Source organism: Streptomyces sp. NPDC104814, from assembly GCF_055583185.1.
Genome location: NZ_JBVJOL010000018.1, coordinates 83,726 through 109,264 on the forward strand (window position 1 = coordinate 83,726; position 25,539 = coordinate 109,264).

A 25,539-nucleotide genomic window follows, 5' to 3' on the forward strand; every position below is an offset into this window, starting at 1 on the left:
GCATCCGCCCAGCTCAGGCCCTGTTGTCAGACCCCTCTGCGAGACTCCCCACATGGCCGACCGCTGGGCACTCGCTCCGGCCGAGGACGGTGGCGTGGACGTCGCCCCCCTCGGCCCGGACGGGCTGCCCGCCGGTCCCGTCCAGCGGGAGGAGGACCCGGCGCGCGCCGTGCGCGACCGGCCGCACGTCACGCGCTGGGTGTGGCGGTCCACCCCCGAGGTCTATCCGCGTCTGCTCGCCACGGGGGTGCGAGTCGAGCGGTGCTACGACGTCGAGGACGCCGAGACCCTGCTGCTGGGCCACGAGGGGCGCTCGGGCGAACCCCGTTCGGCGGCCGCCGCGCTGGCCCGGCTGCGCGGCGGCCCCGTACCCCCCGATCCGCCCCAGCGGTCCGCCGAGCCGGGCGCCCAGTCCCCGCTCTTCGACCCGCGGGGCACCGGCCTGCCGCTGGCCGACCTCCTGGAGGTCTACGCCGAGCAGCAGCGCCGGCACGCGCGCGCCGAACACCCCGACCGGATGCGGCTGCTGACGGCCGCCGAGTCGGCGGGGATGCTGGTGGCCGCCGAGATGAACCACGCGGGGCTGCCCTGGCGCGCGGACGTGCACCGCGCGCTGCTGCACGACCTGCTCGGCGAGAGGTACGCGGGCGGGGGCGAGCCGCGCCGCCTCGCCGAGCTCGCGGACGAGGTCTCCGCGGCCTTCGGACGCCGGGTCCGGCCCGATCTGCCCGCCGATGTGGTCAAGGCGTTCGCGCAGGCCGGGATCAAGGTCAGATCGACCCGCCGCTGGGAGCTCGAGTCCGTCGACCACCCGGCGGTGAAACCCCTGCTGGAGTACAAGAAGCTGTACCGCATCCGGGTCGCCCACGGCTGGTCCTGGCTGCAGGACTGGGTGCGCGAGGGCCGGTTCCGCCCGGAGTTCCTCGCCGGCGGGACGGTCACCGGACGCTGGGTCACCAACGGCGGGGGCGCGCTGCAGATCCCGCGGGTGATCCGGCGGGCGGTCGTCGCCGACCCGGGCTGGCGGCTCGTCGTCGCGGACGCCGACCAGATGGAGCCGAGAGTGCTGGCGGCGATCTCCCGCGACCCGGGGCTGATGGAGGTGGCCGGCCGCGAGAGCGACCTCTATCAGGAGGTGTCCGACCGCGCCTTCGCCGGCGACCGCGGCCAGGCGAAGCTCGCCGTACTCGGCGCGGTGTACGGCCAGACCTCCGGCGACGGCCTGAAGAACCTGGCGGCCCTGCGCCGCCGCTTCCCGAAGGCCGTGGCGTACGTCGACGACGCCGCCCGGGCCGGCGAGGAGGGCCGCCTGGTGCGGACCTGGCTGGGCCGGACCTGTCCTCCGGCGGCGAGCGCGGCCGACGACACGGGAGAGGGCATCCCGGTCGCGGAGGACGACTCCGGGGAGCGGGCCTGGGTGCCGGGTTACGCCTCGACCGACGCCCGCGCCCGGGGCCGCTTCGCCCGCAACTTCGTCGTCCAGGGCAGCGCCGCCGACTGGGCCCTGCTGCTGCTCGCGGGGCTGCGGCAGCGGTGCGCCGGCATGGCGGCCGAGCTGGTGTTCTTCCAGCACGACGAGGTGATCGTGCACTGCCCCGAGCAGGAGGCCGAGGCGGTCGTCACGGCCATCCGGGAGGCGGCCGACCTGGCGGGCCGGCTGACGTTCGGCGAGACGCCGGTGCGGTTCCCGTTCACGACGGCGGTGGTCGAGTGCTACGCCGACGCGAAGTGACGTCCGACGCGGCCCGGGAGGAAGCTCCTGCCGCCCGGCCAGGGGTGACGGGAGGTCGCCCGGCCGAAAACAACCGGCTGTCGAACGGCTGATTTTTATGTGATCATGACACCCGACCCCGGTCCGACGGTGCGCGCGGTGCACATCGTGCACGCGCTGCTCGGGGGAGTGTCGCCGCCGTGACCGGATCCGGGGACACACGGGGACCCTGGCCGTCAGAGGTGAACGACCGGGGTCCTCGTCCCCGCTCTCCGCTCTCCCCTTGTGGGCCGTCGGCTCAGATCACCGGGGGCCGCCCCAGCCGGGTCAGCCTCCACACCGTGCGCCACCGCATCGGGCGGCGCTCCCCGGCCGGCTCACGCAGTCCCTCGGCGAACCCCCCGAACCAGGCCCGCAGTCCGGCCGCCGACCGGGTGCGCAGCAGGGTGACGGCGATCCACACACCGAGGTGGACGGGGATGAGCGGCAACGGCAGCCGGCGTCGTACGAGCCAGACGCGGTTGCGCGCGGTGACGCGGTGGTAGATGGCGTGCCGGGCGGGCGAGGTCTTCGGGTGCTGGAGCACCAGCTCGGGCGCGTAGAGGATCTTCCAGCCCGCGTCGGCGGCCCGCCAGGCCAGGTCGGTCTCCTCGTGCGCGAAGAAGAACTCCGCGGGCCAGTCGCCGATCTGGTCCAGCATGGCCGTCCGGAACGCGTGCCCGCCGCCCAGGAACCCGGTGACGTAGCCACGCCTCAGCGGGTCCGCGTCGCCCGCCCGCGGCACATGCCGGCGCTGGGTCTCCCCGTTCTCGTCGGCGATACGGAACCCGACGATGCCGAGCCGCGCGTCCCCGGCGAACAGTTCCGCCACGCGCCGCAGCACATCCGCGTCGACGAGCAGCCCGTCGTCGTCGAGTTCCACCACGACATCGACGTCACCGAACTCGCGCAACCGGGCGAGGGCGACGTTGCGTCCGCCGGGGCAGCCGAGGTTCTCGTCCGTCTCGATGACGGTGACCTCGCCGGGCAGCGACAACCGCTGGGCGAACTCCGGCAGCCGGCAGCCGTTGCCGACGATCACGACGCGGGCAGGCGCGAGATCCTGCTTGGCCACGGACTCCAGCAGGGCGTCGACCTCGACGGGCCGGTTCCCCATGGTCACCACGGAGACCGCGATCCTCGGCTCCACCAACGCCCCTCACCCCATCCGGCGTCGACCGCGCCCGCGTCCTCGCCGCGCGGGCCGTCGTTCACCAAGATGTCGCCCCGGAGCCGTGGGTTGTCCGGGGACCGATGCGCTTTGCGCCCTCTTTACACCGTTTTCCTCACAGCGGCGGAGCGCATGCGCTGCCGCGCCCGGAAGCCGCCCGCCGCCGTCGGCCGATCAGGCGGCGCCGATCTCCCGCAGATCGACGTGTCCCGCCCGGAAGTCGGGCGAGTTCATCTTCACGTCCATGCGGCCGGTGTCGATGGTCTCCACCTTCCACAGCTTGCCCGCGATCTCGACGGTGCCGCCCTCGCGGACATCGTCGTAGAAGGCGAGCTGCCCCTTGCCGACCGCGGTCACACTGATCGACGCCCGGGCCGGACCGGCTTCGACGTCGGTGACCACGGCCCCCATGCCCGGCCCGTTGTCGGGCACGTGCCAGCGCAGCCGCCACTGGCCGTCGCGCGTCGTCGGCCACTTGTCCCTGGATGCTCCCCGGTTCGCGCCCTGGTGGTCCGCCGTGGTGAGGACCACGCGGTAGGTACAGATCTGGGCGACCGCGAAGGTCCGCCCCTTCAGGCTCACCTTCTGCCCCACGGCCAGGGTCTGCTTCGCCCCGCCGACACTGAGCACGGCACTGCGATGCTTCCCGTCGGCACCGGCCTCGGCGTAGATCACCGGGCCGACGCCCGGCAGCAGGGTCGCCCCGCCCTTCAGCAGACGCAGCCCCTCGCCACCACCCTTTCCGCCGTCGCACTCCGGCCCCTTGTCCGCGGCCGGCGCGACCCGGGACGCCGAGGACGACGAGGAAGAGGGCCCGGCGTTGTCGCTCCCCTTGGCCCCGCTCGCCGCACTGCCGCACCCGGCCAGCAGCAGGGCGAGGCACAGCCCCCCACCGAGTTTCGCGATCCTCATCCTGCCCCCGCAGTTCCTGTGACGCCCGGCGCGAAGCCGCGCACAACACGACGAAACCCCAGGTCAGCGATGATCTGACCTGGGGTTCCAGTGGAGCCGCTTTCGGGATTCGAACCCGAGACCTACGCATTACGAGTTGTCGGATCATGGTCCGGGGTAGTCCACACTCGTGCGGGGCCACAGGTCAGCGGCCGGTTCAGATCGCGACGGAGCGTTGCGGACGGCTACGGAAGAAGCAGCAACCGAGACCACAAGTGAGACCTGAACAACGGCCCCGTAGAGAAGCATCCCCGGCCTCGGAAGCTACGACCTTTCACGCTGGCTCGGAACGGCGATGTGCAGCAGCTGGAGACCGTACATAGCCGCATGGAACGCTGCCCCGATCTCGCGCGCCCTCTTCTCGGTACCGATCGGCCACATGGAGATGTAGTCCGCCCCAATGTTGGCCTGCTTCACGGTGCCATCCAGTACCAACGCTTCAGCCGCAGCCTGCAGGATCGTCATCGCGTGGTCCGGGACGTAGGGCTTGCTGCTGGCCATAGCGTCAAGCTCCACCATCCAGTGGCGCCCACGGCGAGCGATGCACACAAAGATCGCGTCGTTGGCCTTCGCACTTTTATAGGCCGCGTGGTGGGCTTCCGGCTTGGTGCAATCGGGGATGTGGGCAGCTTGGAGAGGCATTCCAGGCGTCGACATGCCCACATCGTCGCAGGCGCTCACGCCGTTGATCAGGCGATCAGGCGGATTTAAGCAGGCGGCGGCCGTCGTGGGAGCGGACGTGGGGGGTGCCCACGGCGTCCAGAGCATCAAGCACACGCACCGCGTAGACCTCTCCCATCACCTTCTCGACTTCCTCGGGGGTCAGCCACTCCACAGCGGTCGACTCGCTCGACACTCGCTCAGCGCCGTCGACCGGTCGGCACAGGAAAACGAGAGCCACCACACCCCGGGTCATGTTCTTGTAGACCCCGGTCAGCCGTTCGACTGAGACGCGGATCCCCGTCTCTTCGAGCACTTCGCGCACCGCGCCGTCCTCCGGGCGCTCGTCCAGTTCGAGGACGCCTCCGGGCGGTTCCCACGTGCCATTGTCTGCGCGCCGGATGACCAGGACACGGCCGTCATCGCGGACCACTACCCCAGCGACCGAGACCGAGTGAAGCGGCATAGACGCACCCTCCGGGTAGCGTTGCTTATGTACAGGAGCCTAGGAGGAACAGTAGGACATGCCCACTCCTTCCCGAGACTCAGGAAAGCCGAAGTACCTACAGATCGCAGACGACCTGGTTCGGCAGATCAAGGAGCAGATCCTCGCTCCCGGCGAGCAGGTACCCAGCGAGTCCGACCTCATGAAGAAGTACGCCGCGTCCCAAGGTACGGTCCGCAAGGCGTTCGCTGAGCTGCGCGCTACAGGACTCATCGAGACGCGGCACGGCAAGGGTTCGTACGTGAAGCGGCGCCCTCCTGTGCGGCGAAAGTCGTCGGACCGCTTCCGCAGGTCCCACCGCACGGCGGGTAAGGCGGCCTACCTGGCGGAGGCAGAGCAGGCAGGCAGCACGCCCAGCGTGAGCGTCCTCTACGTCGGGCCGGCCGAGGCCCCGGACGAGATCGCGGAGCGTTTGTCGGTTCCGGCCGGCACGAAGGTGCTGGCACGGCGTCGCCTGTACTTCAGCGACGGAATCCCCACCGAGGAAGCCACTTCCTACCTCCCGTGGGACATCGCGAAGGATATCCCCGAGCTGTTCGAGGAAAACCCCGGCGGCGGTGGAATCTACGCCCGACTGGAGGAGCACGGGCACACGCTGAAGGAGCTGTCCGAGACTGTCCGCGTTCGCCTTGCGACCAAACAGGAGATCGGTGCGCTGAGCCTGAGTCCCGGCTCACCCATCATCCATCTGACACGGAACGCCGAATCTGAAGCTGGCCGAATCATCGAGGTCTGTGACACGTTCATGGCCGCTGACCAGTTCGTTCTGGAGTACCGCATCCCTGCGGGTGACTGAAACACCCACCTTCTAGGGCCCGCCCGCCGCAACACGTTCGCGCGGCGGGTTGACTCATGTACAGGAGTTAGGCACTCTCTTACATGTCACTCCTACACATGAGTACATAAGTGCAGGTGCGGACGCACGCACCGCTGCTTGACCTGCACAAATAGCGCCCGGAGGAAAGCCTCACAGGGGTCAGTACGAAGGAAGCGCAGGTTCCTTGACAACTGAATGGGGATCACGCCGCCTCTCCTCGGCCAAGTAGGCGGCCACACAGGGTCCTCCCTTGTGTGAGGTACAGCGCGACTCAATCTCCGCAGCACTCGCTGCGGCCGGTTGCCTCCGCCGCTCGTCTCGTACGAGCGGCGCCGAGGGGAGCCGGAGATCCCGACTTCAACGGCGCGCGGCCCCGGTGCGGGAACACCGGGGCCGCCGTTCGGGCCGTTGCCACCTGCTAGGGAGAACTCGACCCATGGACCACATCGTGACTGTTCAGGACGCTGTTACCGCGTTCGAGCCGTGGATGGAGCCCACGGACGCGGAGCTGGACGCCATCGACGCGGAGATGCCCGTCATCCGCGCTGAGATGGAGCTGTTGGACGCGCAGATCGTCGTCATCGACCGCACCCCGTCCGAGCTGGACGAGCGGCGCATCCGCCGGGCCCGCCGGCGCGTGCTCGCCGCGCACCGCGACCACGTCAACGGCCTGTCCGGCCAGACGGGCGGGGTGGTCGCATGAACCTGCACCGCAAGGGCCGCACCACTCTCGTGCTCGCGCTGGTCGTCGTCGTCGCGATGGCCTTCCGGGTTTCCTGGAACGCCCTGCGCGACATCGCGGGCGCCATCGGCGCCGACAGTACGGCCGCGACGCTGTACCCGTTCGTCGTCGACGGGCTCATGGCGCTGGCCCTGATCGCGACGCTGGTGCTCGCCGGGCGGGACCGGGCGTTCGCGCTGCGGGTGCTGGCCGCCTACACGATCGCCTCTCTCGTGCTGAACTACGTGCACGGCTTGGTCCCGGAGCTGCACGGCCGGTCGGTCGACTGGGGCCGACTGGCCGACTGGGACCCAGCGAACTGGGCGCTCGTGCTGCTGGCCACGTCGCTGCCGGTCGGGTCGATCTACTTCGGCTCTGACCTCGTGGCGAAGGTGCTGCATCACCGCCCCGCCCCGATCACGAGCCCGACCGAGAATGCGGAGAAATCGACCAATACCGAGAGGGATCGGTCTAGTTCTGACCTTGCAGTATCGACCCCGGCGCCGGTCACGCCGAACGTGAAGCCGCTGCCCCGACCGGTGGCCGTCGGCTTCCTGAAGTCGACCATCCCGGCCAAGCCCGTCCCGTCCGTCGAGCAGGCGACCGTGACGCCGGTCGAGCGGCGCCCGGTGGCTGCCGAGTCGACCCGCCCGCGCCGGGCCACGGGCCGTGTGCCCGAGGTCGCCCGCACCCCGCGCCCGAAGCGCACGCCGGATGAGCTGCTGGCCGAGGCACGAAAGGCCACGGCCGAATGGCCGGACGCGCGGCTGACCGCCGAGGGCATCCGCCGCGAAGTCCGCACTTCGCCTGCGAACGCTCGCAGCCTGCGCGACACCCTGCGTGCCGAACGCGGCCTTCTGGTCGTCTGATGGCGGCCTTGCCCGTGTACCGGTGGCGGCTCGCCCCGGACGGCTACGCCACCCGCCGACAGCTCCGCGCCCTGGGCTTGCGCCCCGGCGGTCAGGACGTGGCCGCTCAGCTCGAACGGCCCCGGCGCCGACGGGGCCCGCTGGTCGCCTACCTCTACCGCGTCGACTGCGCCAAGCCGGTTCGTGAGATGACCCCGGCGCGTTGGGCGGCTCTGGACAAGGCCAACGCTGCCCGCCGCACCTGCCCCGCCTGCCGCCGGGATGCGGGCTACGTCATCCCGCCGTCCCTCGGCATGTGCTCTGCCTGCGCTTTTCCCGACAACGCCCCGGAGGGTGCGTCATGGAACAGCTCCCCACACACCGCCCGCTGACCGTCGTACAGCTCCCCGACGGCAGCCATGTCTACGCCGACCCCGCCAACCTGCCCGCCCAACAGCCCGCCGGGCCGCAGGTGGTGCACATCCACCAGGCGCCGCCGGACCGTACGGTGCAGCGCGTCGCGCTCGGTTCCGGTGTCGGCGCCGGTGCGGTCGCGGCCGGCGTCTACTTCGGCCCGCTGCTCGTCGGCGCCCTGACCGCCATCGCCGCGAACCTGGCCATGCTCGCGTTCATCGCGCTCGTCCTCGGCTGGGCCGTCGTCACCATGGTCCGCACCGTCGGCGACGGCAGCAAGAGCACCGGCCGACGCGGTCGGAAGGGCCGCTGAAACACCCCCAAGCCGTAGGCGGCCCACAGAGCCTCCGAGCCCCCTCCCGGGTGGGGTTTGACCCCCCGGAGGCTGTACGACCGCCACAGGCCCCGTAGCGACGCAGGGTGACGGAAGTTTCCCTCCTCGCGCGCGCACGCGTAGGGGCCACCTCGGAAACCAGGAAACCGGAAACACGCTCACTCCGCGTAACACACGCGTGTGGTGACGGGCCGTCGCAGGGCCCGTCACCACCAACCCACCGAACCCTGAGAAGAGGACACCGTGAGTCAGTCCCAAGTCTGGCGCACCCACCGCCAGTACGCCGCCACGGCCGCCCGCTGGACGGCCGACCGGTGGCGCAAGGAAGCCGAGCGCCGCTCCACTCTGCGCGCCGAACGCAAGCCGCTCGTGCGCGACGCCCGCAAAGCGCTCGCCACCGTGCGAGCCATCGACCCCGAGGGCGTCACCCCCCTGCGCCACCGCGCCGAACGCGAGCTGCGCACCGTCAAGCGGCGCGTCCCTGACCCGATGTGGCTGTTCGCCACCAAGACCGCCGCCGCCCTCGGCGTCGCCGGGTACGTGTGGCTGCCACACGTCTCCACCCGCGTGTGGGTGTGGTCGGCCGTCGCCGTGGTCGCCAGTGTCACCGCCCTGTCGGTGTGGATCGCGGTGCGGGAGCGCGACACGACAGGCCTGAAGCCGACGGCCGAGGAGTCGGCGCTGCTGAAGCGCCTTCAGCCGCAGCACTGGAAGGAGCACGCAGAACAGCGCGGTCTGTCGGGCACGCTGACCGGCCGACCGAAGCTGACCGAGGCGGGCATCGTCGTCGCCGTCCGCCTCGACGGCACGTGGACCGCGACCAAACTCCGCACCGCCGAAGAGCACATCCGCGCCCTGCTCGGCGCCCGCACGAGCCTGCGCATGCAGATCAAGGCGGGCAAGCAGGGCGGCTGGGCCGAACTCATCCTGCGCACCCGCTCGGCGGCCGACGGCGACGACCTGACGTGGACGCCCGAACGGCGCTCGCTCGGCATCGACACCGTCACCGGCGAGCAGGTCACCGTGCCGCTCGGGGAACGGCTGCTCATCGCCGGCCGCTCCGGCGCGGGCAAGAGCGTGGCGTCCCGGCCGCTGCTCTACGACGCGTCCGAGGGTGACACGAACGCGCTGATCATCATCGACCTCAAGCGCGTGGAAGGCCGCCTGTGGGACCACCGGGCCCGCGTCGCCACCACCCCGCGCGAAGTCATCGACGTGGTCGACGAGCTGGAGACGGAGATGCTGGAACGGCTCTCCGTCCTGCCCAAGGGACAGGACACCTGGACCCCGACGGCGGACCGGCCCCGCATCACCGTGGTCGTGGATGAGGGCGCCGAGGTCATGACCGCCGCCGACAAGGTTCCCTACGAGATGGAGACCGGCGACGGCAAGACCCGCACCGTCAACCGGTCCGCGCTGCCGGGGCTGGAGTCACTTGCTCGGATGGGCCGCGCAGCGTGCATCGACCTGTGGTGGATGACGCAGAAGCCCACCATCGGCGACGGCATCCCCAAGCAGATCGCCCCGCAGACCGGCGTCTCCATCTGCCTCGCCGTGCGCACGCCGGCCGAAGCGCGCGTGGTCCTCGGGGAGGACGCTCAGGCCAAGGGCTGGAACGCCGACGAGCTGCCGGTACCGGGTGTGGCGCTGATCCGGGACGGCAAGCGCAAGCCTGACCCCGTCAAGGTCCGCTACATGGACAAGAGCGTCGTCATCGCCCTGCCCGACCGCACCCCCTGGTCCCGCAGCGTGGCGCCCACGGTGGAAGCCGCGGGCGCCCCGACGCTCACGCTCGTCAAGGACACCGCCCCCGAGACGGCCCCGGCCACGGACGGCGCCGCCGCCCGCGTCCTGAAGGCCATCGAGACCGCCGACGAGCCGGTCCGGCAGAAGGACTTGGTCACGCTCACGGGCCTGTCCAAGGGCGCCGTGTCTAAGGCCGTCAAGACCCTCACCACCGAAGGCGCGATCGTCCGCACCCCGGACGGCTGCCTGACCGCCACGCGCGGCGACGAGTCCGCCGCCGCCTGACCCACCGCACAACGACGACGGCGGCCCCCATCCGACCAAGAACCGGGGCCGCCGCCTTCCACCAGACCGTCAACAGACCTGTGGAGGTCTCCCAGCATGACCCAACCGACTCACATCCGGCGAGACGGCGAGCGGCCGTTACTGGGCGGCTTGACGGGCACCCGGAGCGCATCCCTGGAGTGCCTGCCGCAGCTCGCGTCCGCTCTCACGGCGGCCGAACGCGGCTGGCCCGTCATCCCGCTCCACCCCGGCAGCAAGCGCCCGGCCGGGCACGCCGAACGCGCCTGCCCCCGCACCGGCCGGTGCTCCGACGGACACCGCACCCCGGAAGAGCGCGCCACCACCGACCCCGAGCTGATCCATGCCGCGTGGGCCCACCGGCCCTACAACGTCGGGATCGCGACGGGCCCGGCCGGGCTGCTCGTCATCGACCTGGACCCGGTCAAGGCAGAAGAGCCAGAAGGAGCGCCTGACGGCGCCACTTCCTTGCAAGCGCTCTGCGAGCGCGCCGGGCAGGCGCTCCCCGATACCTACCGGGTACGGACCGCTCGCGGTGAACACCTCTACTTCACCGCCCCCGCCGGGGTGCGGCTGAAGTGCAGCGTGGACCGTCTCGGACCGCACATCGACACCCGTGCTTGGGGTGGCTACGTCGTCGGCCCCGGCAGCACCACCCCCGACGGCACGTACGAGGTCGCCCACGACGCGCCCGTGGCTGACCTGCCGGGCTGGATCGCCGCGCTGCTCATCGAGCCGCACAGGCCCGCCCCGGCACCCGTCCGGGTTCACGACGGCACCCGCGCCGCGCGGGTTGCGCTGGAACGGGAGTGCGCCGTCATCGCCGCGGCGACCGAGGGCGGACCGAACGGCCGCAACGCCACGCTGCACCGTAGCGCCTGCAAGGTTGGGCGCTTCGTGGCGTGGGGCGACATCCCCCGGCACGTTGTGGAGGAGGCAATCCAGGGGGCGGGGGAGTCGACAGGCCTGCCGCCGGCCGAGTGCCGCACCACCATCCGCAGCGCACTGGACTGGGTCATCGCCCACGCCACCCCACGGGAGGCAGCGTGACGGCCCCCGCTCCCCCCGCCCTGGATTGCTCCACCACCACCCCGACCGGTCCGAACGCCGCTCCACAGGCTGTGGACGCTGCGGCCGTGGGCGAGCCGAAAGACGCCGCCCGTCAGGGCGTCGTCACTGCCCTTCGTCCGAACCGGTCCCCGATGCGGCCGGGCGGACCCGACGGTGTCGCCGCGCTGGTCACCGAGTACGACGCGCACCGCCCCGCCTGCACCACAACGTCCGCCCCGCCGTTGAAAGGGAGGCACGCCGCATGACCACCATCGACGGCGCCGCGCTACTCAGCGAGGTGGAAGCCTTCCACCGCCGCTTCAACGTCTTCCCGCACGAGGCCGCCTACGTCGCCGTGGTGCTGTGGGACGCGCACGCTCACCTGCTCGACTGCTTCGAGTCGACTCCGCGACTGGCCTTCCTGTCCCCTGAGCCAGGCTCGGGGAAGTCCCGGGCGTTGGAGATTGTGGAAACGCTCGTGCCCAACGCGATGGCCGCTGTCGACGCGTCCGCCGCCGCGCTCTTTCGCGCGGTGTCCGGGGTCGACGGCAAGCGGCCAACGATCCTCTTCGATGAGATCGACACCATCTTCGGCCCCAAGGCCGGGGAGAACGAGCAGCTCAGGGGATTCATCAACGCAGGACACCGCCGCAATCGGCCGATGTTCCGTTGCGTGGGCGATGGCGCCAACCAGACCGTGCAGGCATTCCACTCCTACACTGCCGTAGCGGTGGCAGGGCTGGGCTCCCTGCCAGACACCATCCGCGATCGCTCCGTCGTGATCCGCATGCGCCGTAGGGCTCGCAACGAGAAGATCGAGCCCTACCGCACTCGCATCCACGAGAAGGAGGGGTTCGCCCTGCGTGACCGGCTCGCCGCATGGGCAGAGCAGGTCACCGAGCGCGTCATGGGTGCCTGGCCGGAGATGCCCGACGGCGTCACCGACCGCCCCGCCGACGTATGGGAACCGCTGCTCGCGATTGCGGACGCTGTCGGTGGAGATTGGCCCCACCGGGCGCGCGCCGCGTGCGTGTCTCTGGTGAACGCGTCCAAGGCCAACGACAAGGGCAGTCTCGGCATCCGGTTGTTGACCGACCTACGCGACCACGTCCTGATCGGCGTGGACAAGCTGCCCACCATCGTTATCCTCGACCGGCTCAATGCCCTCGATGACGCCCCGTGGGCCGACCTCGACGGCAAGCCGCTCGACAACCGGCGCTTGGCTCGGATGCTCGGCGAGTACATGACTGCCGACCTCACCCCCATCAAGTCCCGCAACATCCGCACCGCCGGCGGAGTCCTCAAGGGCTTCCACACGGAAGATCTAGCGGACGCATGGGCGCGGTACTGCCCGCCGCCTCCCCAGGGCTCCGCTACATCCGCTACGCCGCTACAGCCCAGCTCAGAGCCCCTAACTCTGTAGCGGCGCCGAAGCGTGTAGCGGCTACGCCCGCAGCTCCGTAGCGCATTCGTAGCCGCTACACGCAACCCCTCCGCTACACGAATACGCCCGCTGACCTGCAATGTAGCGCTGTAGCGGCTGTAGCGGACTTCCAAGAAGGGCCCGAGACGCCTGCCAAGGAGGCACCCCCGGATGAGCACCGCGATTGCTGCCCCCGTCGACCGACTCTTGTACAAGCCCGAAGAGGCCGCCGAAGCGCTCGCCATCGGCCGCTCCACCGTCTACGAGCTGATGGCGGAAGGCGCCCTCAAATACATCAAGTTGGGCCGTACGCGCCGGATTCGGCGGGCCGACCTTGAGGCGTACGTGGCAAATCTCGCCCCGCTGCCCAACTGACCCAAGCACGTCACCGAGGCGCCCTGAACCGTTCCGACTTTCCTGCCGGTGGTTTGTTGGCCGGTGATCAGTCGGCTCGTGGTTCTGTGTCAGCGTAGTGTGCTGCCTCGTACTCGGTGGGGCTGATCATGCCCAGACTCGAGTGAAGGCGGCGGTTGTTGTACCACTCCACCCAGGAAGCGGTCGCGTACTCGACGTCGGCGACAGTGCGCCAGGGCCCGTCGTGGAAGACCTTGGTGCGTATGCACTCGGCCTTGTAGAGGCCGTTGATCGTTTCCATCAGGGCGTTGTCGTAGGCGTCCCCGACGCTGCCGATCGAAGGGCTGATGCCCTCGATGTACAGGTGTTCGGTGAACCGCATGCTCGTGTATTGACTGCCTGCGTCGCTGTGGTGGATCAACTGGCCGCGCTCTACGGGAGTCCCTTCGTGGCTGCGGCGCCAGAGCGCCATCCGCAGGGGCACGTCTACCAGCTCCACGTCCCGCCTGATGGAGGCGTGCCAGCTGACGATCTTCTGTGAGAAGCAGTCCACGATGAACGCGACGTAGGTGAACGACTGGTGGGTGCGCACATAGGTGAAGTCCGTGATCCACTTTCGGTTCGGGGACTCGGCGGTGAAGTCGCGGTCCAACTGGTCCGCGGCCCGGGCGTCGGCCGGGTTGGGGATCGTCGTTCTCGGTCTTCGTCCGCGCACGACACCGTGGAGACCGAGCGAGCGCATCGCCCGGTCCACCGCCCCGAACCCGGCCTCGGGCAGGAGAGTGCGGCGGATGAGAGCCAGCATTTTGCGCCGGCCATAGAGCCCTTCTGGGGCCAACACACGCTCGCCGGCCGCGTTCGTGGTGAACGCCAGCTGGCGGACGGCGTCCTCGACGAGGGCGTCGGTGACGGTTCTGGCCGCGGGCTGGTTGCTGGGGCTTGTCGGGGCACGCCAGGCCCGCAAGGTTCGTGCCGCGATCTTCAGTCCTGCCTGGTTCAGGGCGATGAGGATCGACTCGACGGCATGCCCGGCCACTCGCATCTGATCGGCGAACGCCGCGATCAGCGGTTTCGGGGGTCGAGCTCCCCCGCGAAGAAAATCGTCGCGGACTTCAGCACCTCGTTGACCTCCCGAAGGCGCTTGTTCTCCGCCCGCAACCTGCGCAGTTCCTCGCGCTCGTCCGTACTCACACCTGTGACCTGGCCAGCGTCGATCTCGTGCTGCATAACCCAGCGCCGCACGGACTCCCGGGAGACACCGAGCGACTCGGCGACCTGGACGTGCAGTGCACGCTCGGAGGAGTACTCCGAACGATGCTCTGTCACCAGCCGCACGGCCTGACTACGAAGGGCTGTATCAATCTTCTTGGGCACGTGTCCCATCCTCTCTGCTGGCTCACAACGGAGCGGCAGAGAAGTCAGAACGGTTCACCCCGAGCATCCCGCTCGGGGCGCCTCCCATGGAGGAGCACATGAGCCCCCGCAAGCCCAACATGGAGTCGTCCATCTACTTCGGCGCCGATGGCTGGTGGCACGGCCGCGTGACGATGGGCGTCAAGGGCGATGGCGGCCCCGATCGGCGCCACCGCCGGGCCCGGACCGAGGCCGAGATCAAGCGCAAGGTGAAGGAGCTGGAGCGCCAGCGGGACCAGGGGCGCGCGCCCGCCGCCGGCCGTAAGCCGACCGTCGCAGCATGGATGGAGACCTACCTCACCGACATCGCGAGCCTGAAGCTCAAGCCGCGCTCGCTCGATGACTACTGGTCCAAGACCCGCAACGACATCATCCCCGGCGTCGGCCAGCACCGCATCGACAAGTTGCAGCCCGAACACCTGGAGCGGATGTACCGGGCCATGCTCGACGCCGGCCACGCTCCCTCGCATGTCGTGAAGGTGCACCGCATCCTGTCCCGCGCCCTGAAGATCGCCCACCGCCGCCGCATCGTCGGCGAAAACGTCGCCACGCTCGTGGACCCGCCGAGCATCGACGAGACCGAAGCCAACCCCTTCACCAAGGAGGAGGCGAAGGCATTTCTCGAAGCCGCGTCGAAGCGCCCCACCTTCATGCGGTGGATCGTCGGTGTCGGCATGGGCTTCCGGCAGGGCGAGACGCTCGGTTTGCGCTGGTCATACGTCGATCTGGAAGCGGAGCTGTTCCGCCCCGAGTGGCAGCTACAGCGCCTCACGTGGCGGCATGGCTGCGACGACCCTCACGTCTGTGGAGGACGCCTGCACCGCTTCGAGCCGTGCCCACCGATCTGCACCACGCACAGGGGCTACAAGCGTGGCTGTCCGAAGCCGTGCACCAAGACGTGTACCAAGCACGCGAGCGCCTGCCCGGAGCGTAGAGAGGGCGGGCTCACCTTCACCCGGCCCAAGACCAAGAAGAGCCGGAACGCAGTGCCGATCCCGCCCGTCTTCGTTCCCTTGCTGCACGACCACAAGGCCCAGCAGGAAGCGATGCGGGAGGCCGCCGGGGAACTGTGGCAAGAGCACGATGTCGTGTTCTCGCGCCCGGACGGCCGGCCCTTGGACCCGCGTGCCGACTACGAGGAGTTCAAGGAACTGCTCAAGGAAGCCGCGATCGATGACCGCCGCCTGTACGACGGGAGCCGCCACACCGCTGGCACGATCCTCAACGAACTGGGCGTAGACATGCCCACGATCATGGAGATCCTGCGGCACACGCAGATCAGTCAGACCCGGCGGTACGTCAAGGGCCGGTCCCACCTGTCCAAGGACGCCATGCGGCGGATGGGCGAGTTCTTCGTGCCGCCGCAGTCGCCTGTGTCGGCCCCGGCTCCAGGCCCCACTGAGACCAGAAGTGAGACCATCGACACCCGCGCGGCACGCTCCCTGCGCCGCCGCCGCATCCGCTGAACGCAAAAGCCCAGCTCAGACAGTGTCTGAGCTGGGCTTTGAAAGGAGCCGCTTTCGGGATTCGAACCCGAGACCTACGCATTACGAGTGCGTTGCTCTGGCCATCTGAGCTAAAGCGGCGCGCTGCCCGCACCATGGTGCGATCGGCAACGACGGTAAGTCTACACAGTTTCCGGGGGTGCTTCGCACCAGCCCCGAGGCGGGGGCCGCGGGGCCGGTGGCGCGGGCTACGAGCAGCGCTTCCCGCTGGTCGGCGCCGTGCCGCGCAGCAGGTAGGTGTCGATCGCGGAGGCGATGCAGGAGCTGCCGCGGCCGTAGGCGGTGTGGCCGTCGCCGACGTAGGTGAGCAGGCGGGCCGAGGACAGCTGGCCTGCCAGGGCCTGGGCCCAGCGGTAGGGGGTCGCCGGGTCGCGGGTGGTGCCGACGACGACGATCGGGGCGGCACCCTTGGCCTCGATGCGCTGCGGCTCGCCGGTCGCCTTCACGGGCCAGTACGCGCAGTTCAGGGACGACCAGGCGAGGCCCGCGCCGAAGACCGGCGACGCCTTCTCGAAGGCGGGCAGTGCCTTCTGCACCTCCTGCGGGCTGTTGAACGCGGGCGGCAGGTCCAGGCAGTTCACGGCGGCGTTGGCGAACATCAGGTTGGCGTAGCGGCCGCCGGCGTCCCGCTCGTAGTAGCTGTCGGCGAGGGACAGCAGTCCGGCGCCGTCGTTCTGCTTCATCGCCGAGGTGAGCGCCTCGCGCAGCTGCTCCCAGGCCGCCTCGTCGTACATCGCCGCGATCACCCCGGTCGTGGCGAGCGCCTCACCGAGCTTGCGGCCGTCGGGGTCACCGGCCGGGATGGGATGCGCGTCCAGCTTCCGGAAGAACGCCTTCAGGTTGTCGCCGACCCGCTGCGGCGTGGTGCGCGGGCCGCCGAGCGGGCAGTCGGCGTGCTTCACGCAGTCCTTCGCGAAGGACTGGAACGCCGTCTCGAAGCCCGCCGTCTGGTCCAGGTTCATCCGGCGCGCGGACAGGGAGGGGTCCATCGCGCCGTCCAGCACCAGCCGCCCCACCCGGTCGGGGAACAGCCCGGCGTACGTCGCCCCCAGGAACGTCCCGTACGACGCCCCCACGTAGTTCAGCTTCCGGTCGCCCAGCGCCGCCCGCACGATGTCCATGTCCCGCGCCGCCTCCACCGTGGAGACATGCCGCAGCAGCTTCGCCGAGTGCGCGCCGCAGCCCTCGGCGAACTTCTTGTACGCCTGGACCAGCTCGTCCGTCTCCTCCTGGTCGTCCGGCGTGACATCGGTCTGCGTGTACGCGTCCATCTGCCGCCCGTCGAGGCAGGTGACGGGCTCGCTGCGGGCCACGCCCCGCGGGTCGACGGCGACCATGTCGTACCGGGCGCGGACCTCGGCCGGGTAGCCCACGCCGGCGTACTGCTGGAGGTAGCCGACCGCGGAGCCGCCGGGACCGCCGGGGTTGACCAGCAGCGACCCGAGCGGCTTGCCCGGCCCGGTGGCCTTCTTGCGGGCCACCGCGAGCCGCACGTCCCCGGCGCCGGGCCGGGCGTAGTCGAGCGGGGCCTTCAGCGTGGCGCACTGGAAGCCGGGGACACCACAGGCGCGCCAGCTGGGTTTCTGGCCGTAGTACGACGCCAGCGCGGACGGCGTGGCATGCGGCAGCGGAGCCAAAGCCACCTGGACCGCCTGGGCCGCCGTCGAACTGCGGGTGGCCGTCGAACCGCCGTCGGAGCAGCCGGAGACGAGCACCGCCGCGGCGGCCAGAAGGCCGGCGGCGGCACGGGACCTGCGGAGAGCGCGCCTTGTGTGCATTCGGCGAGCGTAACGCTGCGCGACCGACCGGGCGCGCTGCGTGCTCGACGTGACCCGTACGAGTTACGGCGCGCCGAAGCCCGGCCCGGGTGGGGCGCACCATGCCGCTCGCGGCCGGCTCAGCCCGCTCTGAGGGCCATCGTCATCGCCTCCACCGCCAGCAGCGGCGCCACATTGCGGTCGAGGGCGTCACGGCACGCGGCGATGGCCTCGATGCGGCGCAGGGTGGACTCGGGCGTGCCGGCGCGGGCGAGGCGCTCCAGCGCGTCCTCGGCGTCGGCGTTGGCGATGGCCACGCGGGAGCCGAGCTGGAGGGCGAGGACGTCACGGTAGAAGCCGGTGAGATCGGTCAGCGCGAGGTCCAGGCTGTCGCGCTGGGTGCGGGTGCGGCGCCGTTTCTGCTTGTCCTCCAGGTCCTTCATCACGCCCGCCGTGCCGCGCGGCAGCCGGCCGCCCTGCGCCGCGCCGAGCGCCGCCTTCAGCTCCTCGGTCTCCTTGGTGTCCAGCTCTTCCGCGAGCGCCTTGGCGTCCTCGGCGGCGGCGTCGACGAGCTCCTGGGCGGCTCTGAGGGCGCCGCCGACGTCCTCGACGCGCAGGGGCAGCTTCAGCACGGCGGCCCGGCGCTCCCGCGCGGCCGGGTCGGTGGCCAGCCGGCGGGCCCGGTCGACATGCCCCTGGGTGGCGCGGGCGGCGGCCGCCGCGACGTCCGGCTCGACGCCCTCCCGCCGGACCAGCATGTCGGCGACGGCGGCGACCGAGGGCGTGCTCAGGTTCAGGTGGCGGCAGCGGGAGCGGATCGTGGGCAGGACGTCCTCGATCGAGGGGGCGCACAGCAGCCACACCGTGCGCGGGGCGGGCTCCTCCACGGCCTTGAGGACGGCGTTGGCCGACTTCTCGTTCAGCCGCTCGGCGTCCTCGACGAGGATGACCTGCCAGCGGCCGTTCGCCGGCGAGGTGAACGACTTGCGGACGGTGTCCCGCATGTCCTCGGCGAGGATCTGTGTGCCGACGGCGGCGACGGTCGTGACGTCCGCGTGCGTCCCGATGAGCGCGGTGTGGCAGCCGTCGCAGAAGCCGCAGCCGGGGGCGCCGCCCAGCGCACGGTCGGGGCTCACGCATTGCAGCGCGGCCGCGAAGGAACGCGCCGCCTGGACGTGCCCGGCACCGGGCGGTCCCGTGAACAGCCAGGCGTGCGTCATCTTCGACGCCTGGGGCGCCGGTGTGCCGGTCTCGACCGCGCTCACGAAGGCGTCGGCGTCCCGGGCGGCGGCGGCGAGCTGCTCGCTCACCCGCTCCTGCCCGACCAGGTCGTCCCACACGGTCATGGGGTCACCCCGCCCTTTCGTCCTGCGTCACGTGCGGGATCCATTGTGCGGGGGACCACTGACAACCGGTGCCGCCGACCGGTCCGGCCGGGAGGCCGAGGCCTCCGGGCCGGGCCGGGCGGGCCGTCACCGCACGGAGGATCAGCGCCCCCGGCCCCGTCCGCGGCCGCGGTGGTCCTCGTCGTGCTCCTCGTCGTCGTAGCGCGGGCCCAGCAGTTCGTCCGCCAGGGTCGGCAGGTCGTCCAGCGGGGTCTCCTCCGCCCAGTCCGAGCGGGGGCGGCGCGTGGGCATTCCGTCCGCGTCGAGCTGCGGCAGCTCACGCGTGCGGTCGTCGGACCCGTCCGGGCGCGGGGCGGCCGGCTCGTCGCGGAAGTATCCCGGCGGGACTCGGTCGGCGGGGCTCTGCTCACGCACGGGCGGCAGGACGGCCGTCTCGTCGGCCGCGCCCTGCGGGACCTGCGGCAGCACCGTGGTCTCGTCCGCCGCACCCGGCGGCACCGGCGGCTGCGGCAGTTCCGCCGTCACCTCGGCGCGCGACAGTTCCGCCGTCACCTCGGCGTCGGAGGTCTCGGCGGGCTTCTCCACACGTCCGGACTCCCGGGCCGACGAGTCCTCGGGCCGCTCCTCGCGCACCGGGCGCAGCACCGCCGTCTCCTCCAGGGGCCCGCCCGCCGCGTTGGTCGGCGTGACCACCGGCGTCGGCACGGTCGCCGCGTCTGGCGTCACCGCGGGCGGGGCCGGCTTGGGGCCGGCCTGGGCGGTCGCCGCGGCCTGCTCCGCCGCCCGGCGTGCCTCCTCCGCCCGCAGCAGGGCCTCCTCGGCCTTGCGCTGCTTCTCCAGGCGCTGCCGTTCGGCCTCGGCGCGCAGCCGGGCCTCCTCCTCGGCCTGCTTGCGCCGCTGCTCCTCCTCGGCCTTGCGCCGTGCCTCCTCCTCGGCGCGGGCCTTCTCCTCGGCGAGCAGCCGGGCCCGCTCCTCCTCGGCACGGCGGCGCGCCTCCTCGGCCCGCTGCCGGGCCTCCTCCGCCTGCCGCTCGGCCTCGCGGCGCTGGGCCTCCTCCAGCTCGCGCCGCTTGCGCTCCTCCTCCTCGGCGCGCAGCCGGGCGAGCTCCTCCTGGCGCTCACGCTCCAGGCGCTCCTCCTCGGCCTTGCGGGCGGCCTCCTCCTCGGCCTTGCGGCGCGCCTCCTCCTCGGCCTTGCGGCGGGCCTCCTCCTGGGCCTTGATCTCGGCCTCGGACAGCGGCAGCACCTGGTCGAGCCGGTGCCGGATCACGGTCGTGACCGCCTCTGGCTCCTGACCGGCGTCCACCACCAGGTACCGCCCGGGGTCGGCGGCGGCCAGCGTCAGGAAGCCGGAACGCACGCGCGCGTGGAACTCCGCCGGCTCCGACTCCAGCCGGTCCGGCGCCTCCGTGAACCGCTCACGCGCGGTCTCCGGGGCGACGTCCAGCAGCACGGTCATATGCGGTACGAGGCCGTTGGTCGCCCAGCGGTTGATCCGGGCGATCTCCGTCGGGGACAGGTCGCGGCCCGCCCCCTGGTAGGCCACGGAGGAGTCGATGTACCGGTCGGAGATGACGACCGCCCCGCGCTCCAGGGCGGGCCGCACGACCGTGTCGACGTGCTCGGCGCGGTCGGCGGCGTACAGCAGCGCCTCCGCGCGGTGGGACAGCCCGGCCGACGACACGTCCAGCAGGATCGAGCGCAGCCGCTTGCCGACCGGCGTGGCGCCCGGCTCACGCGTGACGACGACCTCGTGGCCCTTGCCGCGGATCCACTCGGCGAGCGCCTCGGCCTGCGTGGACTTGCCGGCGCCGTCGCCGCCCTCCAGGGCGATGAAGAAGCCGCCGGCGGCCGGCGCCTGCACGGGGTCGTCACCGAGCAGCGCGTCCCGCAGGTCGTGTCGCAGGGGGACGCCCGCGCGGTCGTCGACCTTGGCGAGCACCAGCACGGCCACCGGCAGCAGCAGCGCGCCGACGAGCATCAGCGTGAACGCGGCGCCGCCGTGCGCGAAGACGAACTTGCCGTTCTCCAGGCGGTGCGGCCCGATCCCCGCGGCGACCAGCGGCGCGATCACGGCGGCGAGGGCGACCAGGACCCGGACCACGGCGTGCAGGTGCTCGGTGGTGCGGGGCCTGCGGTGGTCCTCGGTCTCCTGGTCGAGCAGGGTGTGCCCGGTGTTGGCGGCCACGCCCGCACCGACACCGGCCAGGGCGACGATCAGCAGGACGCTGGTGACGTCCGGGACGAGCCCGGCGGCCAGCAGGGCGACGCCGGTGAAGGCGATCGACAGCGACAGCAGCCGGCGCCGCGACAGCGACACCAGGACCTTCGGCGCCGTACGGATGCCGACCACGACACCGCCGGTCAGCGCGGCGACCAGCAGGCCGTACAGCACCGGGCCGCCGCCCAGGTCCTTGGCGTGCAGCACGCACACGGCGACGGCGGCGGAGATCGCTCCGGCGACGGCCGCGCACGCGAATACCAGCAGCGGGATCGCGCCGGTACGGCCCTTGTCGGGGCCGGTGCCGGTCTTCGGGCGGCGCAGGCCCTCCAGGGGCGAGCGCGCGCGCGGGGTGCGCGTGGCGGGCAGCTCGAGGAAGGTCAGCACGGACAGGGAGGCGGCGAACAGGCCGGCCGCCCCGTACGAGGCGAGGGCCGCCGTGTGCTGGTCGAACCAGTCGATGCCGGTGCCCAGCAGGTTGTTCAGCAGGGCGGCGAGCACCAGGGCGGCCGCACCGAGCGGGACCGATGCGAAACCGGTCCGCAGGGACAGACGGCGCAGGGCGTCCAGGTGGTCCGGCAGCGGCCGTACCGTGGCGCCCTCGGGCGGGGGCGCGGGCAGCAGCGCGGGCGCCGCGCTCTCCCGGCACACCGCCCACAGGCGCTCGGCGACCGAAGTGAGGAAGGCGGTGACCAGCAACGCGGCCAGCGCGTCGCGCGGGGTCCAGTCGATCCACAGGGGCGCCACGATGAGCAGCGCCGCCCGGACGCCGTCCGCGCCGACCATGGTCCAGCGGCGGTCGAGGGGGCCGTCCGGCGAGGTCAGGCTGGTCAGAGGGCCGAGGAGGATCGCGCCGCAGAGCAGGGTGGCCAGTATGCGCACCGCGAAGACGGTCGCCACTGCGAACGCCACGCCTCGGTAGCCGCCACCGAAGGAGCCCTGGCCGATCGCCGCCTGCAGGGAGAGGAGGACCAGGACCAGCAGGGCGAGGACGTCTCCGACACCACCCACCAACTGCGCGCTCCACAGCCTCCTGAGCTGCGGATGGCGCAGCAGCGCACGGACGGCGCGCTCGCGGGAGTCCGCTACCAGGGCGTCGTCCGGGACCGGGTGGGGGGCCGTTGGCTGGTCGGCTCGCGTCATGCATTCAGACTATCGGGCGCCACCGTCAGTCACCGGCGACCGTCCGAACAGACGCGCGCCCCGACACCGATGTGGGTGCCGGGGCGTGCCTTTTCGCGAACACCGGGCGTGGCATGTGTCCGGCCGCGGCCGGAGCGCCCGTCGGCCGACGGGCCGTCAGTCCTCGGCCGCCGCCTTGGACGCGGCGGTCTTCTTCGCCGTCGTCTTCTTGGCCGCGGTCTTCGCCGTGGTCGTCTTCTTCGCGGCGGTCTTCTTGGCGGTCGTGGTCTTCTTCGCCGTGGTCGCCTTCTTCGCCGCGGTCTTCTTGGCGGGCGCCTTCTTGGCCGTCTTCTTGGCCGGGCCCTTCGCGCGCTTCTCGGCGAGCAGCTCGAAGCCGCGCTCCGGGGTGATCGTCTCGACGCTGTCGCCGGAGCGCAGGGTCGCGTTGGTCTCCCCGTCCGTGACGTACGGACCGAAGCGGCCGTCCTTGACCACGACCGGCTTGCCGCTGACCGGGTCCTCGCCCAGCTCCTTCAGCGGCGGCTTGGCTGCCGCCCGACCGCGCTGCTTGGGCTGCGAGTAGATCTCCAGCGCCTCTTCCAGCGTGATCGTGAAGAGCTGATCCTCGGACTGCAGCGACCGCGAGTCCGTGCCCTTCTTCAGGTACGGGCCGTAGCGGCCGTTCTGCGCGGTGATCTCCTGGCCCTCGGCGTCGGCGCCGACCACGCGCGGCAGCGACATCAGCCGCAGCGCGTCCTCGAGGGTCACCGTGTCCAGGGACATCGACTTGAACAGCGACGCCGTGCGCGGCTTGACCGCGTTCTTGCCGGTCTTCGGGGTGCCCTCGGGGAGGATCTCCGTGACGTACGGACCGTAGCGGCCGTCCTTGGCGACGATCGTGTGGCCGGTCGACGGGTCGGTGCCCAGCTCGTAGTCGCCGCTCGGCTTGGCGAGCAGTTCCTCGGCGAGCTCGACGGTCAGCTCGTCCGGCGCCAGGTCGTCCGGGATGTCGGCGCGCTGGTGCTGCTCGGTGTCCTTCTCGCCGCGCTCGATGTACGGGCCGTAGCGGCCGACGCGGAGCACGATGTCGTTGCCGACCGGGAACGAGGACACCTCGCGGGCGTCGATCGCGCCCAGGTCGGTCACCAGTTCCTTGAGGCCGCCGAGGTGGTCGCCGTCGCCGTTGCCGGCGTCGGCCGCGCCGCCCGCGGCGCCCGCGGCGCCCGCGGCGAAGCCGCTGTCAGGCACCGTCTCGCCGAAGTAGAAGCGCTTGAGCCACGGCACGGCCTGCGCCTCACCGCGGGCGATGCGGTCGAGGTCGTCCTCCATCTTGGCCGTGAAGTCGTAGTCGACGAGCCGGCCGAAGTGCTTCTCCAGCAGGTTGACCACGGCGAAGGAGAGGAAGGACGGCACGAGGGCCGTGCCCTTCTTGAACACATAGCCGCGGTCGAGGATCGTGCCGATGATCGACGCGTACGTCGACGGACGGCCGATCTCGCGCTCCTCCAGCTCCTTGACCAGGGAGGCCTCGGTGTAACGGGCCGGGGGCTTGGTGGCGTGCCCGTCGACCGTGATCTCCTCGGCGGACAGCGCGTCGCCCTCGGCGACCTGCGGCAGCCGGCGCTCGCGGTCGTCCAGCTCGGCGTTCGGGTCGTCGGCGCCCTCGACGTACGCCTTGAGGAAGCCGTGGAAGGTGATCGTCTTGCCGGACGCGCTGAACTCGACGTCCCGCCCGTCGGCGGCCGTACCGGCGATCTTCACGGTGACGGAGTTGCCCGTCGCGTCCTTCATCTGGGAAGCGACGGTCCGCTTCCAGATCAGCTCGTACAGCTTGAACTGGTCGCCGGTCAGGCCGGTCTCGGCGGGCGTGCGGAAGCGGTCGCCCGAGGGACGGATCGCCTCGTGCGCCTCCTGGGCGTTCTTCACCTTGGCGGCGTAGGTACGCGGCTGGGGCGGCAGGTAGTCGGCCCCGTACAGCTGCGTGACCTGGGCGCGGGCGGCCGCGATCGCGGTGTCGCTCAGCGTCGTGGAGTCCGTACGCATGTAGGTGATGTAGCCGTTCTCGTACAGCTTCTGCGCGATCTGCATCGTCGCCTTCGCGCCGAAGCCGAGCTTGCGGCTGGCCTCCTGCTGCAGCGTCGTCGTACGGAACGGGGCGTACGGCGAGCGGCGGTACGGCTTGGACTCGACGGACCGCACGGCGAACCGCGTGTTCTCCAGGGCGGCGGCCAGGGCGCGGGCGTTCGCCTCGTCGAGGTGGAGGGTGTTCGCGCTCTTGAGCTGTCCCACGGAGTCGAAGTCGCGGCCCTGCGCAACCCGTCGGCCGTCGACGGTCTGCAGGCGGGCGACCAGCGACGACGGGTCGGACGAGTCTCCCGCGCGGCCGGTCGTGAAGGTGCCCGTCAGGTCCCAGTACTCAGCAGAACGAAACGCGATGCGCTCGCGTTCCCGCTCGACGACGAGACGGGTCGCGACGGACTGGACACGCCCGGCGGACAGCCGCGGCATGACCTTCTTCCACAGCACCGGGGAGACCTCGTAGCCGTAGAGGCGGTCGAGGATACGGCGGGTCTCCTGGGCGTCGACGAGCTTCTGGTTGAGCTGGCGCGGGTTGGCGACGGCGGCCTGGATCGCGGACTTGGTGATCTCGTGGAAGACCATCCGCTTGACCGGGACCTTGGGCTTGAGCACCTCCTGGAGGTGCCAGGCGATCGCCTCGCCCTCCCGGTCCTCATCGGTGGCGAGGTAGAGCTCGTCGGAATCCTTCAGCAGGTCCTTGAGCTTCTTGACCTGGGCCTTCTTGTCGGCGTTGACGACATAGATCGGCTGGAAGTCGTGCTCGACGTCCACGCCGAGGCGGCGGACCTCGCCGGTGTACTTCTCGGGCACCTCCGCGGCGCCGTTGGGAAGGTCGCGGATGTGCCCGACGCTCGCTTCGACGACGTAGCCGGGGCCGAGGTAGCCCTTGATCGTCTTCGCCTTGGCAGGCGACTCGACGATGACGAGTCGGCGGCCGCCCTGTGCGGTCTCGCTGGTCGGGGACAACTTCGCTCTTCTCTCCGGTCGAGGCTGGGCCTCCCCAGGCCTTGTTTCCCGGGGTCGGGTCTTCACTTCGTGGCGCGCTGCCGT

Annotated in this window: 20 protein-coding genes and 1 tRNA gene; 11 read left to right on the forward strand and 10 right to left on the reverse strand. The window is 71.2% G+C overall.

What is annotated here, in order from left to right; all coding sequences use genetic code 11:
• The first annotated feature begins 52 nt into the window (after positions 1–52).
• Complete coding sequence (locus tag ACZ64A_RS36240; RefSeq protein ID WP_469816216.1) at positions 53–1,732, forward strand: bifunctional 3'-5' exonuclease/DNA polymerase; 1,680 nt, start codon at positions 53–55, stop codon at positions 1,730–1,732.
• A gap of 277 nt (positions 1,733–2,009) precedes the next feature.
• On the opposite strand, the gene ACZ64A_RS36245 is transcribed toward ACZ64A_RS36240, so the two are convergent.
• From ACZ64A_RS36245 to ACZ64A_RS36260, 4 genes are all read right to left on the reverse strand, one after another.
• The gene (locus ACZ64A_RS36245) at positions 2,010–2,903 is read right to left on the reverse strand and encodes a glycosyltransferase family 2 protein (protein WP_469816218.1); all 894 of its coding nucleotides are present in this window, start codon (positions 2,901–2,903) and stop codon (positions 2,010–2,012) included.
• A 192-nt stretch (positions 2,904–3,095) separates the two neighbouring features.
• Positions 3,096–3,833 (reverse strand): hypothetical protein, encoded by a 738-nt coding sequence (locus ACZ64A_RS36250; RefSeq protein WP_469816220.1) that lies wholly within the window; start codon positions 3,831–3,833, stop codon positions 3,096–3,098.
• A 303-nt stretch (positions 3,834–4,136) separates the two neighbouring features.
• A complete protein-coding gene (locus ACZ64A_RS36255) occupies positions 4,137–4,553 on the reverse strand; it encodes a hypothetical protein (protein ID WP_469816222.1) in 417 nt (138 codons plus the stop codon).
• A 16-nt stretch (positions 4,554–4,569) separates the two neighbouring features.
• A complete protein-coding gene (locus ACZ64A_RS36260; RefSeq protein ID WP_469816224.1) occupies positions 4,570–4,998 on the reverse strand; it encodes an NUDIX hydrolase in 429 nt (142 codons plus the stop codon).
• A gap of 58 nt (positions 4,999–5,056) precedes the next feature.
• Here ACZ64A_RS36260 and ACZ64A_RS36265 point away from each other — a divergent pair, with 58 nt between their 5' ends.
• The 9 genes from ACZ64A_RS36265 to ACZ64A_RS36305 all read left to right on the forward strand — a co-directional run bounded on the left by ACZ64A_RS36265 (position 5,057) and on the right by ACZ64A_RS36305 (position 13,068).
• Entirely contained in the window at positions 5,057–5,833 is a 777-nt protein-coding gene (locus tag ACZ64A_RS36265) for a GntR family transcriptional regulator (protein ID WP_369198422.1), read from the forward strand.
• Between the two features lie 457 nt (positions 5,834–6,290).
• Positions 6,291–6,557 carry a DUF6284 family protein gene (locus ACZ64A_RS36270; protein ID WP_469816226.1) on the forward strand — a complete coding sequence of 89 codons (267 nt, stop codon included), beginning with the start codon at positions 6,291–6,293 and terminating at the stop codon, positions 6,555–6,557.
• A complete protein-coding gene (locus tag ACZ64A_RS36275; protein ID WP_469816228.1) occupies positions 6,554–7,444 on the forward strand; it encodes a DUF2637 domain-containing protein in 891 nt (296 codons plus the stop codon). The genes ACZ64A_RS36270 and ACZ64A_RS36275 overlap by 4 nt, the downstream gene beginning before the upstream one ends.
• Positions 7,444–7,815, forward strand: a complete 372-nt coding sequence (locus tag ACZ64A_RS36280; protein ID WP_469816229.1) for an RRQRL motif-containing zinc-binding protein — start codon at positions 7,444–7,446, stop codon at positions 7,813–7,815. The genes ACZ64A_RS36275 and ACZ64A_RS36280 overlap by 1 nt, the downstream gene beginning before the upstream one ends.
• Positions 7,785–8,150, forward strand: a complete 366-nt coding sequence (locus ACZ64A_RS36285) for a DUF6251 family protein (protein WP_469816231.1) — start codon at positions 7,785–7,787, stop codon at positions 8,148–8,150. The genes ACZ64A_RS36280 and ACZ64A_RS36285 overlap by 31 nt, the downstream gene beginning before the upstream one ends.
• Positions 8,151–8,414: 264 nt before the next feature.
• A complete protein-coding gene (locus tag ACZ64A_RS36290) occupies positions 8,415–10,202 on the forward strand; it encodes a MarR family transcriptional regulator (protein ID WP_469816233.1) in 1,788 nt (595 codons plus the stop codon).
• A 96-nt stretch (positions 10,203–10,298) separates the two neighbouring features.
• Positions 10,299–11,270, forward strand: a complete 972-nt coding sequence (locus ACZ64A_RS36295) for a bifunctional DNA primase/polymerase (RefSeq protein WP_469816235.1) — start codon at positions 10,299–10,301, stop codon at positions 11,268–11,270.
• Between the two features lie 262 nt (positions 11,271–11,532).
• Complete coding sequence (locus ACZ64A_RS36300) at positions 11,533–12,693, forward strand: DUF3631 domain-containing protein (RefSeq protein WP_469816237.1); 1,161 nt, start codon at positions 11,533–11,535, stop codon at positions 12,691–12,693.
• 171 nt (positions 12,694–12,864) lie between these two features.
• Positions 12,865–13,068 (forward strand): helix-turn-helix domain-containing protein, encoded by a 204-nt coding sequence (locus ACZ64A_RS36305; RefSeq protein WP_107460421.1) that lies wholly within the window; start codon positions 12,865–12,867, stop codon positions 13,066–13,068.
• Positions 13,069–13,135: 67 nt separating this feature from the next.
• On the opposite strand, the gene ACZ64A_RS36310 is transcribed toward ACZ64A_RS36305, so the two are convergent.
• A protein-coding gene (locus ACZ64A_RS36310) for an IS3 family transposase (RefSeq protein ID WP_469816239.1) occupies positions 13,136–14,421 on the reverse strand; the annotation gives its coding sequence in 2 pieces (ribosomal slippage) (positions 13,136–14,148 and positions 14,148–14,421; 1,287 coding nt in all).
• A gap of 98 nt (positions 14,422–14,519) precedes the next feature.
• Between ACZ64A_RS36310 and ACZ64A_RS36315 the strand changes: the two genes are divergently transcribed.
• Complete coding sequence (locus tag ACZ64A_RS36315) at positions 14,520–15,926, forward strand: tyrosine-type recombinase/integrase (protein ID WP_469816241.1); 1,407 nt, start codon at positions 14,520–14,522, stop codon at positions 15,924–15,926.
• Positions 15,927–15,972: 46 nt separating this feature from the next.
• Here ACZ64A_RS36315 and ACZ64A_RS36320 read toward each other — a convergent pair.
• The 5 genes from ACZ64A_RS36320 to topA all read right to left on the reverse strand — a co-directional run bounded on the left by ACZ64A_RS36320 (position 15,973) and on the right by topA (position 25,455).
• Positions 15,973–16,046 (reverse strand) — tRNA-Thr (locus tag ACZ64A_RS36320).
• A 107-nt stretch (positions 16,047–16,153) separates the two neighbouring features.
• Positions 16,154–17,743, reverse strand: coding sequence for an alpha/beta hydrolase (locus tag ACZ64A_RS36325; protein WP_469816243.1), 1,590 nt, complete (start codon positions 17,741–17,743; stop codon positions 16,154–16,156).
• A gap of 119 nt (positions 17,744–17,862) precedes the next feature.
• Positions 17,863–19,068: a DNA polymerase III subunit delta' gene (locus ACZ64A_RS36330; protein ID WP_469816245.1), complete on the reverse strand. Its 1,206-nt coding sequence runs from the start codon at positions 19,066–19,068 to the stop codon at positions 17,863–17,865.
• 141 nt (positions 19,069–19,209) lie between these two features.
• Positions 19,210–22,431 (reverse strand): dTMP kinase, encoded by a 3,222-nt coding sequence (tmk, locus tag ACZ64A_RS36335; RefSeq protein ID WP_469816247.1) that lies wholly within the window; start codon positions 22,429–22,431, stop codon positions 19,210–19,212.
• 156 nt (positions 22,432–22,587) lie between these two features.
• Complete coding sequence (gene topA, locus ACZ64A_RS36340) at positions 22,588–25,455, reverse strand: type I DNA topoisomerase (RefSeq protein WP_469816249.1); 2,868 nt, start codon at positions 25,453–25,455, stop codon at positions 22,588–22,590.
• Positions 25,456–25,539: the final 84 nt, after the last annotated feature.

Excerpts from the sequence above, each read along its gene's own strand:
- ACZ64A_RS36240 (WP_469816216.1), top strand. The coding sequence starts at position 53 with ATGGCCGACCGCTGGGCACTCGCTCCGGCCGAGGACGGTGGCGTGGAC.
- ACZ64A_RS36250 (WP_469816220.1), bottom strand. The coding sequence starts at position 3,833 with ATGAGGATCGCGAAACTCGGTGGGGGGCTGTGCCTCGCCCTGCTGCTG.
- ACZ64A_RS36260 (WP_469816224.1), bottom strand. The coding sequence starts at position 4,998 with ATGCCGCTTCACTCGGTCTCGGTCGCTGGGGTAGTGGTCCGCGATGAC.
- ACZ64A_RS36265 (WP_369198422.1), top strand. The coding sequence starts at position 5,057 with ATGCCCACTCCTTCCCGAGACTCAGGAAAGCCGAAGTACCTACAGATC.
- ACZ64A_RS36270 (WP_469816226.1), top strand. The coding sequence starts at position 6,291 with ATGGACCACATCGTGACTGTTCAGGACGCTGTTACCGCGTTCGAGCCG.
- ACZ64A_RS36275 (WP_469816228.1), top strand. The coding sequence starts at position 6,554 with ATGAACCTGCACCGCAAGGGCCGCACCACTCTCGTGCTCGCGCTGGTC.
- ACZ64A_RS36280 (WP_469816229.1), top strand. The coding sequence starts at position 7,444 with ATGGCGGCCTTGCCCGTGTACCGGTGGCGGCTCGCCCCGGACGGCTAC.
- ACZ64A_RS36285 (WP_469816231.1), top strand. The coding sequence starts at position 7,785 with ATGGAACAGCTCCCCACACACCGCCCGCTGACCGTCGTACAGCTCCCC.
- ACZ64A_RS36295 (WP_469816235.1), top strand. The coding sequence starts at position 10,299 with ATGACCCAACCGACTCACATCCGGCGAGACGGCGAGCGGCCGTTACTG.
- ACZ64A_RS36300 (WP_469816237.1), top strand. The coding sequence starts at position 11,533 with ATGACCACCATCGACGGCGCCGCGCTACTCAGCGAGGTGGAAGCCTTC.
- ACZ64A_RS36305 (WP_107460421.1), top strand. The coding sequence starts at position 12,865 with ATGAGCACCGCGATTGCTGCCCCCGTCGACCGACTCTTGTACAAGCCC.
- ACZ64A_RS36315 (WP_469816241.1), top strand. The coding sequence starts at position 14,520 with ATGAGCCCCCGCAAGCCCAACATGGAGTCGTCCATCTACTTCGGCGCC.
- ACZ64A_RS36325 (WP_469816243.1), bottom strand. The coding sequence starts at position 17,743 with ATGCACACAAGGCGCGCTCTCCGCAGGTCCCGTGCCGCCGCCGGCCTT.
- ACZ64A_RS36330 (WP_469816245.1), bottom strand. The coding sequence starts at position 19,068 with ATGACCGTGTGGGACGACCTGGTCGGGCAGGAGCGGGTGAGCGAGCAG.
- tmk (WP_469816247.1), bottom strand. The coding sequence starts at position 22,431 with ATGACGCGAGCCGACCAGCCAACGGCCCCCCACCCGGTCCCGGACGAC.